Origin of the sequence: uncultured Olegusella sp., assembly GCF_947253395.1 — a bacterium.
Classification (GTDB): Bacteria; Actinomycetota; Coriobacteriia; order Coriobacteriales; family Atopobiaceae; genus Olegusella.
This window is the reverse complement of record NZ_CAMXYY010000055.1, coordinates 1-9606: the sequence shown is the minus strand read 5'-3', so window position 1 is coordinate 9606 and position 9606 is coordinate 1. Positions and strand designations below refer to the sequence as shown.

At 50.1% G+C, this 9606-nt stretch carries 9 protein-coding genes and 1 pseudogene; 8 read left to right on the top strand and 2 right to left on the bottom strand.

All coding sequences use genetic code 11. The annotated features are described in order from the left end of the window. Positions 1–543: 543 nt before the first annotated feature. Genes disA through Q0X25_RS05590 form a run of 6 tightly spaced genes read left to right on the top strand, consistent with a single transcriptional unit; the run spans position 544 to position 6032 of the window. Positions 544–1620 carry a DNA integrity scanning diadenylate cyclase DisA gene (disA, locus tag Q0X25_RS05615; protein WP_298579743.1) on the top strand — a complete coding sequence of 359 codons (1077 nt, stop codon included), beginning with the start codon at positions 544–546 and terminating at the stop codon, positions 1618–1620. Beyond that, complete coding sequence (gene ispD / locus Q0X25_RS05610; RefSeq protein WP_298579740.1) at positions 1617–2420, top strand: 2-C-methyl-D-erythritol 4-phosphate cytidylyltransferase; 804 nt, start codon at positions 1617–1619, stop codon at positions 2418–2420. The genes disA and ispD overlap by 4 nt, the downstream gene beginning before the upstream one ends. Positions 2421–2462: 42 nt before the next feature. Continuing rightward, positions 2463–2987 carry a 2-C-methyl-D-erythritol 2,4-cyclodiphosphate synthase gene (gene ispF, locus Q0X25_RS05605; RefSeq protein WP_298579737.1) on the top strand — a complete coding sequence of 175 codons (525 nt, stop codon included), beginning with the start codon at positions 2463–2465 and terminating at the stop codon, positions 2985–2987. A 32-nt stretch (positions 2988–3019) separates the two neighbouring features. Further along, positions 3020–4492 (top strand): cysteine--tRNA ligase, encoded by a 1473-nt coding sequence (gene cysS, locus Q0X25_RS05600; protein WP_298579735.1) that lies wholly within the window; start codon positions 3020–3022, stop codon positions 4490–4492. Positions 4493–4534: 42 nt separating this feature from the next. Next, complete coding sequence (gene rlmB, locus Q0X25_RS05595; RefSeq protein ID WP_298579731.1) at positions 4535–5431, top strand: 23S rRNA (guanosine(2251)-2'-O)-methyltransferase RlmB; 897 nt, start codon at positions 4535–4537, stop codon at positions 5429–5431. A 1-nt stretch (position 5432) separates the two neighbouring features. After that, positions 5433–6032, top strand: a complete 600-nt coding sequence (locus tag Q0X25_RS05590) for an NYN domain-containing protein (RefSeq protein ID WP_298579728.1) — start codon at positions 5433–5435, stop codon at positions 6030–6032. Between the two features lie 84 nt (positions 6033–6116). Here the strand turns inward: Q0X25_RS05590 and Q0X25_RS05585 are convergent, their stop codons facing one another. Continuing rightward, complete coding sequence (locus Q0X25_RS05585; protein WP_298579725.1) at positions 6117–6923, bottom strand: DeoR/GlpR family DNA-binding transcription regulator; 807 nt, start codon at positions 6921–6923, stop codon at positions 6117–6119. A gap of 341 nt (positions 6924–7264) precedes the next feature. Here Q0X25_RS05585 and Q0X25_RS05580 point away from each other — a divergent pair, with 341 nt between their 5' ends. Continuing rightward, positions 7265–8116: a class II fructose-bisphosphate aldolase gene (locus Q0X25_RS05580; RefSeq protein ID WP_298579724.1), complete on the top strand. Its 852-nt coding sequence runs from the start codon at positions 7265–7267 to the stop codon at positions 8114–8116. Positions 8117–8418: 302 nt separating this feature from the next. On the opposite strand, the pseudogene Q0X25_RS05575 reads toward Q0X25_RS05580, so the two are convergent. Next, a pseudogene (locus Q0X25_RS05575) lies at positions 8419–9305 on the bottom strand (IS30 family transposase). A 115-nt stretch (positions 9306–9420) separates the two neighbouring features. Between Q0X25_RS05575 and Q0X25_RS05570 the strand changes: the two are divergent. Next, on the top strand, positions 9421–9606 hold a 186-nt coding region (locus Q0X25_RS05570), incomplete at its 3' end, for a hypothetical protein (RefSeq protein WP_298579721.1).

Here is a 9606-nt window from a genome sequence, read left to right as displayed (position 1 = left end):
TCAAAAGCCACACTCTGTTTCAAAGGGCTTAACGTTTGCCCAGGTAGATTTTTTCGCATGAAATGAAACGTGGCGTTTGGCTAAAAAAGTGAAACGCAACGTGGCTTTTGGCAAAAAAGTGAAGTAGAACGTGGCTTTTGGCACCTAGCATCCACAGAGCAGGCTTCTAGCGCGGATGTGTATATTTCCCGCACGTCCTGTCTTTATCTAACTCAATCTCAGCTTAGGATAAAGCTGGCAATTAACTCATCCATTGCATTAAAAACCAGGACACTTGAGTTTGTCGCTGAGTATGATGATCCTTTTCTTGCAGGACGGTGGTATCTTCTGATGCGAGAACGTTAAAGGCGCAGGGGATGAGGGCACAGGGGATTAAGGCGCATGGGATTCGGCAAGACAAAAGTAAGGACAGTTGCGGCTACATGCCATCATGAGAAGACTGGGGAAGAGGAAGAGACCGCTGTTTGGAGCCTCAGACCGTCTTATACTAGTAAGGGTATGAACAGAATCGACGCAGATCGTCTTCGCATATGGAGGTAGTGCATGGACATACTCGCGCCAACTGACAACGAAAAAACTACCGCAGAGCGTTTTGAGGAAGCAATACGCCAAGCTGCTCCTGGCACGGCTCTTCGCCATGCGCTTGACATGATTATTGCCGCTCATCTTGGTGCACTTATCTGTATCGGTGACGTAGAAAATGTTATCGCTGCTGGTGATGATGGTTTTAAGCTTGACATCTCGTTTACGGCAAACCGCCTTTTTGAACTCGCAAAGATGGACGGCGCCATCGTAGTGGACAAAGATCTCACAAGGATTTTGCGTGCTAATTATCACCTCAATCCCGATCCATCGTTGCCAACATCCGAGACGGGCATGCGCCACCGCACAGCCGCGCGTATGAGTTTGTTGACCAAAGCGTTGGTGATTTCTGTGTCGCAGCGTCGTCAGGTTGTCACATTTTTTATTGATGGCCGCGGCACTCAAATGCGCACTGTTCCCGAATTAATGGGCATGGTCAACCAACTGCTGGTCTCGATGCAAAATACGCGTACGCGGCTTGATCACGGGCTGCTTCGCTTGACAACGCTTGAGCTTGATGATTACGTTACGATGCGTGATGTTACTGATGTGCTCTACCTCTTTGAAGTGCTGATGACCGAGTCGCAGGAGCTGAGCGGTGTGATTACGGAGCTTGGGTCGGAGGGACGCACCATTGCAATGCAGCGTGACGAGTTTGTGGGCGACATGGACGAGACGTACACCCTGATGATTCGTGACTATGCAGCCGATTCTACCGAGGAAAACGCCCGCGCAATACGTCGCGCTTTCCACGAGATGCGCAATGGCGAAATGCGTTCTGCAAAGACAGTCGCTGCGGCTTTGGGCTTTGAAGACCGTAGCGAAGATTCACCTCTTACCTCTTTGGGTCTGCGCACGCTGAGTAATGTCTCGGTGGTGCGCGATGGTGTGGCCGACAAGCTCGTCAATGAGTATGGATCACTGCGTCGCTTGATTGACGCTATTGCAGCGCATCCCGAACATGTTGGTGATTTAGGCGTGCGCAATCCCAATATTTTGCTTGATACGCTGCAGCGTATGCAGGGGAACCGTGTATGAGTTACTGCGATGAGCTTTGCAAGCAGGGCGCACGGGTTGCAAACGCTGCACAGGAGCAGCGCCAAGGCAATGCCAGCGCTGATAGGTCTACCTGCGCAATCATAGTTGCGGGAGGTCTTGGTCGGCGCTTTGGAGACCCTGCAGGCAAGCAATATGTATCGCTTGCTGGTATGCCGATCTTGTGTTGGTCGGTCCTGGCGGCTGACCGCGCTGCTTCGGTACGCTTGCTTGTTGTGGTGACGCCTGAAGGATATATTGCACAGACCCAACAGCTCATCGAAGATACGCTCACGCTTATCCACCCCATTTGCTATGTCGAAGGCGGGGCGACTCGGCAGGAGTCGGTGGCCCATGGCCTGAGCCGTGTTCCTTCTTATTGCAAACTTATTGCCGTGCATGATGGGGCACGACCACTTGCACGGCCTGAAGCGTTTGAAGCCTGCATTGATCAGCTACAGCAAGATGCCATGCTTGCTGGTGCGATTGCCGCCTCACCTTCAATTGATACGCTCAAGCTTGTGGAAGGAACAACGGTTATCTCGACTCCTGACAGAAGTTTTTATTGGTGTGCTCAGACACCTCAAATTTTTCATCGGGCAGCTCTGCTTGAGGCGTATCGCCTGGCAGCGCAAGAGGGATTTGCAGGCACCGATGATGCATCCCTTGTTGAGCGACAAGGTGGGCGTGTTGCGTGTGTAAACTGCGGAAACAACAACCTCAAAGTGACGCTTCCTGAAGATGCACTTTTGGCAGAAGCACTCCTTGAACAGCGCTTGTCACAAGAAGGTTGTGGCTTTTAGGAAAATTAAGCTGGCTTGACGTCGGCTTTGAAAGGACAGGATATGCGTATTGGACATGGCTTTGATGTGCATGCGTTTGCTGATGCCGCATCGGGACGTCCCTGTATTTTGGGTGGTACTACCGTGAAATCAGAGCGTGGACTTGCAGGACATTCAGATGCCGACGTGTTAACGCATGCCCTGATGGATGCCCTGCTTGGTGCTGCTCGCATTGAGGGCGCCAACGATATCGGACAGATGTTTCCCGATAGTGATCCTACATATAAAGATGCAGACTCGATTGTGCTGCTCCAACGCGTGTGTACTCTGCTTTTCGATAATGGCTGGCAGATTATGGATGCGGACTGTACGGTTGCTGCCCAAGCGCCGCGCTTGGCACCTTATCGTCAGATGATGCGCGAACGTCTCGCTACTGCGATGCAGCTGGATTTGCAGCAGGTGGGTGTCAAGGCCACCACAACCGAACATCTGGGTTTTGTGGGCCGAGGTGAGGGAATTGCTGCGTGGGCTGTGGTTTTGCTTGAAGAAAAACAGGTCTTGAATCCGCCTGTCACACAGGCGCGTTAAAATCAGCACACGACTACTATCGAGGAGTGTTTATGCTCGTCTACAACAGCCAAAATCACCGTAAAGAAGAACTCAAGACCATCGAGCCTGGCAAGCTGCGCATGTATGTTTGTGGCCCTACGGTTTATGATCAGATTCACATTGGCAACGGTCGCACCTTCCTTGCGTTTGACGTGATTCGTCGCTATCTCACCTACAAAGGCTATGAGGTCACCTTTGCGCAGAACCTTACTGATGTGGATGACAAGATTATCAATCGGGCAAATGAGCAGGGCCGCACTGCCGCTGAGGTTGCTGAGGAATATTCCTGCGCCTTTATCGAGCAGATGCATCGTTTAGGCGTGCTCGATCCAGATATTCGCCCCCGTGCAACGCGTGAGATTGCTGCTATGCAGGATATGATTTCAACCTTGATTGAAGGTGAGCATGCCTACGTGGTCAAGTCGGGAGATGTGTATTTCTCTGTACGAAGTGACAATCGCTATGGCGTGGTGTCTGGTCGCAATATCGATCAGCTGCAGGTAGGAGCTCGTGTCGAGGAAAATACCGACAAGCGCGATCCTTTAGATTTTGCGTTATGGAAGGCTGCAAAGCCAGGCGAGCCCTCATGGCCATCGCCTTGGGGTGAAGGTCGTCCAGGTTGGCATACCGAGTGTTGCGCAATGATTCATCATTACTTAGGTACTCCCATTGATATTCATGGCGGCGGCGCAGACCTGGTGTTTCCGCATCACGAAAATGAGACTGCTCAGTCCTATTGTGCGTGGGGTCAACCCTTGGCACATACTTGGATGCATACAGGCATGTTGCGCGTTGAGGGTGAAAAAATGTCTAAGAGCTTAGGCAATTTTTACACGCTCAAGGAAGTTTTGGATAAGTATCCTGCAGGAGCGGTGCGCCTCTTGATGTTGCAGACCCACTACCGTTCACCATTGGACTTTTCTTTTGAGCGCTTGGATGGTGCTGTGGGTACGCTTGAGCGCTTACAGACTTGTGTTAAAAATCTACGTTGGGCAGCACAGAATGCTCCTCAGGATGGCATTTTGACCCAGCAGGATCGTGCCCTTGGTGCTGCTATTGATGAGGCCCATAGCGAATTTGTCACCCAAATGGATGATGACTTTAACACTGCCGGTGGATTAGCGGCCATCTTTGCGCTGGTTACAGCTGCAAATAGCTATCTTGATGTTGCAGGTGCTGAGATTTCGACTGCACTGGCACTGCGCGCTTCCGATGCCATTATCGAGCTTGCTGCGGTGTTGGGTATCGAGCTTTCCCGCGATGAAGAAGAGTTGCCTGCGGGTCTCATTGATCTTGCGCGTGAGCAGGCAGGCTATGCTGGTGATTCTGCGACTGAGGCAGCAGAAGCACTACTGGCTGCTCGCCAAGTTGCGCGCGTTCAGAAAAACTGGGGTATCGCCGACGCTATTCGCGATGGCATTGCCGCGCTGGGGCTCGTAGTTGAAGACACATCAGCTGGTGCTCGTCTTCGTGCAAAGAAGTAATCGACTCTCTGGCGCTATGCGCTTAGAGATGGGGTGTAGATTTTGAATAACAAGCAGCCAAGAAAAGATGCTCGTCAGAGCTCGTCTCGTTCGGACAAGCAGAACGACTCACGACGTGGTAATACGCGCAATGCGAGTGGTAGACGTTCCCATGAGCATCGTGGTGACAATCGTCATACAGCTGCTCGCCGTTCGAGCGAGCGTCGTTTAGGTGCAGACTATATCGAGGGTCGTCGCGCTTGTGCTGAAGCCCTTAAAGCGGGAGTTCCACTGAAACGGGCGTTGGTTGCTACAGGTGACGCGTCATTAGGAAGTCTTGTCAAGCAATTGTCTGCTGCAGGCATTCCTGTTGAGGAAGTGTCGCGCGACCGTCTTGATGTGCTGTCATCACATGGTGCGCATCAAGGCATTGCCTGTCAGGTGGCGCCCTATCGCTATGCTTCATTGTCTGATGTGATTGAACGCGCTGGCGATAAGGACGCTCTCGTTGTCGTACTTGATCATGTCACCGACCAGGGCAATCTTGGTGCTATCGTTCGATCTGCCGAGGTAGTGGGAGCTGCTGGCGTTATCATTCCAAAGGTGCGCGCGGCTGGTGTAGGTGTTGGCGCATATAAAACCTCTGCTGGTGCTGTTATGCATATCCCCGTAGTGCAGGTAGCCAATCTGCCTGCAGTGCTTGATAAACTCAAAGAAGTGGGTTTTTGGGCCTGTGCTGCGACCGAACATGCTGAGGATAGTGTGTGGTCGGCTCCTATGGGAGGACGTCTTGCGTTAGTTATGGGATCTGAGGGCGACGGTGTATCCCGTCTTGTGATGGAGCACTGTGATTTTGGCTGCAAATTGCCTCAGCGTGGACATATTGAGTCGCTTAACGTAGCGCAGGCAGCAACTGTGATGTGCTATGAATGGCTTCGCCGTGTTTCGGAGGCTGAGTAGCGTGGCAAGAAAAGCCCTGCTTGTTGTTGATGGCTACAACGTGTTACGTGCAACTCCCCGCTACGAAGATTTGATAGATGAGGATGACCATCCTGTACACATGTCTGCTGGCGGTAGCGGGCGTGCGTCGGGTGGCGGCTCGATTGACGTCGACCCTTTTGAGCGTGCACGTGAAGCTTTGCTTGCCGATGTTGCTGCGTATGCACAGGGTAGCTACGAGGCTGTGATTGTGTATGATGCTGCGCAAAATCTCTCACCCGAACGCCCCATAATGAAGGCCGCTGGTATCAAAATTGTATTTTCCGAGCAAGGCGAAAGTGCCGATTCAGTTATCGAGCGCTATTGTTCACAGGCACGTCGGGCGGGCAGAGATGTTGCGTTGGTGACTTCCGACAGGACAATTCGCTCGACGGCTGGACTAGGTCCTTATGCATCATCAGTTACCAAGATTTCGAGTGCTTTGCTTGTGCAAGAAATGGAACGCGTTGATTATGAAGTTGCACGTGAGCTCGATGAGCGTACGCATGCGCACATGACTGTTGAAGACCGCTTGGACCCCAAGACGCGTGCCAAACTTAATGCTCTTCTCGGTCGCGCGTAGTGTTGACGCTGCTGCTCCTCGAGCCCTTGTCGATAGCATGGGCTGCCATGTCAGAGTGCCTATGAGAGCGCCATACCAAAAGCGCTATGCCACGATAAGTTGGGCGCCTCCATTTTCTGCCGCAGCAGCAATGAGGCCAGCAGGGTCTGCTTCGGTAACAATAGCATCGACGTCATTGACATCTCCAAAACGTAGCAGCCCTGTTGCACCGAGCTTGCTGGAGTCCATCAAAATATAGGTCTTGTCTGCACAGTGGCAAAACGCCTCTTTGAGAGCGGCCATTGCTTGGTTGTTTGTCATAAATCCACGCTGGGGAACAAAGGCAGTGGGGCACACAAAAGCAATATCAGGGCGCAGCGAATCGAGCGAGCGCAAAGTAAGAGGACCACTGACGTAGCGGTGCCCTTTGCGCAGCAGACCGCCAAGAAAAATCACATCAGCTGCGGGCATTGAGCGGTCCACTAAATCAGCAACACTCAGATCATTGGTGACCACAGTCAGATCCTTGTGATTATTTAACGCACGCACAAGCTCAATCGCAGTGGTACCAGAATCCAGCAAAATCGAGCTCCCATTAGCTACGAGCTGTGCTGCTCGGAGAGCAATGCGACGTTTTGCTTCGGCATTAACGTTGATGCGTTGCTCCTGTACGGATGTGGTTACGGTTTTTGAAAGGGCAACCGCTCCTCCATGTGTGCGCCTGAGACGCCCATCACGGCTCAGCGCATCAAGATCCCCACGAATAGTTACGCGCGAAACACCAAATAGCTCCGCAAGCTGATCAACGCGAACTTTCCCCTTTTGGTCGATAGTGTTCATGATTTCGGCGCGACGATCTTCGACAAAAGAAAGATTAGTAGGTGCTGTGTTGTTTGCGAGCTTCTTTGTCATATGCTTTCCTCTTTACGAATATGAAGAAGATGTGCTTTCGCTTTTCTTTCTCAAAACAAGTTTATAGCTTTTCTTTTATTGCGTTAAGACAAAAAATTCAGAGATATCATTCTGCGGCATATAAAAGAAAGCAAACGCCTATCACAGCATTTCAAATATATCTAAAATACGCTGTATACCTGCATAAATGAAGGCAAAAATTAAAATCCAAACGACTTAAAATGAGCTTAGCTCTTAAGAGAAAAGCAAGATTTCTTACTTTCTTATTTTACATATAAGCAAGTAAGTCTTGTGGTAACGAAAGTATAAAGCAAGCTCATTTCGAAAAAGAAGGGTGCCTCATGTTTGTTGATACCAAGCACATGTTGCTCGATGCACAGGCTGGTCATTATGCAGTTGGTGCGTTTAATGTCGAAAATCTCGAGTTCGTTATGGCAGTTGTCGCAGCGGCACAGGAGAAGAACTCGCCAGTTATCTTGCAAACCACGCCTGGATCTGTGAAATATGCGAGCTTGGATTACTTTGTTGCCATGGTGCGCACTGCTGCTGAAGCGGCAAGTGTTCCCGTCGCGCTGCATTTGGATCATGGGGATGGCTTTGATCGTTGTGTCCAGGCAATTCGCGCGGGCTATACCTCGGTTATGATCGACGGCAGCCACGTTTCTTTTGAGGACAATATCGCCCTCACAGCATCGGTTACAAGGATTGCCCAGGCCATTAATCTGCCTGTTGAAGCAGAGCTCGGCAAAGTCGGCGGCAAGGAAGACGATGGCCCTATGGTTGCAGGCGAAAATCCTTATACTGATCCCTACGAGGCAGAGGAGTTTGTGGCGCGCACCCATTGCACGAGCCTTGCGGTAGGGGTGGGAACTGCTCATGGCGTTTATCACGGCACTCCTCATATTGAGCAGGGCGTGCTCAAGGCCATTCGTAGCCGTTTGGAAATCCCCCTCGTTCTCCATGGCACTTCTGGTGTTCCTGATGATCAAGTTGCTGAGGCAATTCGAAACGGCGTCTGCAAAGTGAACTACGCTACCGAACTTCGCCAGGCTTATTCCAAAGGCTATATGGATTATATGGCGAGCAATCCTGCCAATTTTGATCCCAAAAAGCCTGCAGCTTTGGGTATGGAAAACATCAAAGCAGTTGTTATGGCTCATATGGACAACCTAGGCTCCACCAATAAGGCATAGTGTGTTGCATCTACAGCTCAGTTAAATCTACCAGTGCTCAAGGGGCGTATACAGTTCATTAGACCACACAGAGAGGCTGCTTGACACATATCGCACTTATATAAAGTGAGACGTATTCGATAAATGCCTCTCTGTTTTACAAAGCAGATACGGTAATTGATTCAAGTTATCAGTTGCCGTATCGTTTTTTTGTGCCTTGAAAGCCTTGTATGTCAAGGGATTGAAAAAGCAGAGGGTGCAAATGCTCTCTGCCAAATCGTAAATTGCAATAACAAGTTGAACATGGACAGTTGAATCGTTCATCAGGCAACACAGGAGTAATTTCTGTCAAGTTTGTCCTCGAAGAGTTCATCTGGGGTGCGGTAGCCGAGCGACTTCCGTGGAAGGCCATTGCACCAGATCTCAATCTGAGCAATCTGTTCGTCGGAGTAGCTATCAATTCGTTTTCCCTTGGGGATGAATCTGCGGATCAGACCATTATGACGCTCTACGGGTCCCTTCTCACAAGAGGTATAGGGATGGGTAAAGTAGACCAGTGTTTTGCTCAAGTCTTCCAGCTCGGACAACCTCGAGAACTCGGAGTCGTTGTCTGTCGTAATTGTCTTGAAGGTCTCATCCCAGTGTCCGAACTGGCTGCGGTCATTTGCTTCTGCTGGTCGTTCTTCGATACAACGCCCAAGAATACGTTTGTTTTCGCGGTTTTTGCATTCTTTGGAGATCTACGCAGCTTCTCGGGAAGAATGATATTCTTTATACCAACCAGTCCGAGATCAGCATAGCTATAGAGTGTCTTAGTACAGACAATCTGCCCTCTGGTGAACAGCCCTTCGTTCAATGCATAGCCGACGCAAGCATCCAGCGACCATCCGTCTTCGAAGAATTTCTTCTCAACAAACGAGATGAAATCGAATTTCTCGAGGAAATCGTAGTGCCGGCAGCACACCTTTCGATTTTTCTCGTATGCGGCTTGTCTGGCAGTGGCTTTGTAGCGGAGAATATTTCCTTTATACAATGCCACTGTTCCGCGCTTGATCTCGTTGTGGACAGTGTTCGGTACACAGCCGATTTCCTTGGCGATTCTATTGGGACTCCAACCATCGTTGAGGCGTGTTTAAATCAAAACCCGGTGTTCAAATGAAAGATGTTGTCCTTTTCTGTGATCAGCTGTATTAGAATGTAGAGGATTCATAGGGATTTCCTCCTTGTGAATGAAGTTTCGTCACTTACATTCTACCAAAGAGGAGCCTTATGGACTTTTGCATGATATGTTCAACTTGATTTTACAATCCGGGGGAGGTATCAAAATGAAGAAAGTTGTGCTTTTATCGATATTTTTTACCGCTGTTCTCATTATATTCACTGGATGCAAAGGAAATAGTGGTAATAAAGATCAGCCCGGAAACGAAAATAAGGAAATTGAGACGGAAGTGGGTAACGGAAACGAAAATAAGGAAATTGAGACGGAAGTGAGTAAGGCGGACGTATTCAAG

Bases quoted from the DNA above. Each gene is read 5' to 3' on its own strand.
- ispD (WP_298579740.1), top strand. From the start codon at position 1,617: ATGAGTTACTGCGATGAGCTTTGCAAGCAGGGCGCACGGGTTGCAAAC.
- cysS (WP_298579735.1), top strand. From the start codon at position 3,020: ATGCTCGTCTACAACAGCCAAAATCACCGTAAAGAAGAACTCAAGACC.
- Q0X25_RS05585 (WP_298579725.1), bottom strand. From the start codon at position 6,923: ATGACAAAGAAGCTCGCAAACAACACAGCACCTACTAATCTTTCTTTT.
- disA (WP_298579743.1), top strand. From the start codon at position 544: ATGGACATACTCGCGCCAACTGACAACGAAAAAACTACCGCAGAGCGT.
- Q0X25_RS05580 (WP_298579724.1), top strand. From the start codon at position 7,265: ATGTTTGTTGATACCAAGCACATGTTGCTCGATGCACAGGCTGGTCAT.
- ispF (WP_298579737.1), top strand. From the start codon at position 2,463: ATGCGTATTGGACATGGCTTTGATGTGCATGCGTTTGCTGATGCCGCA.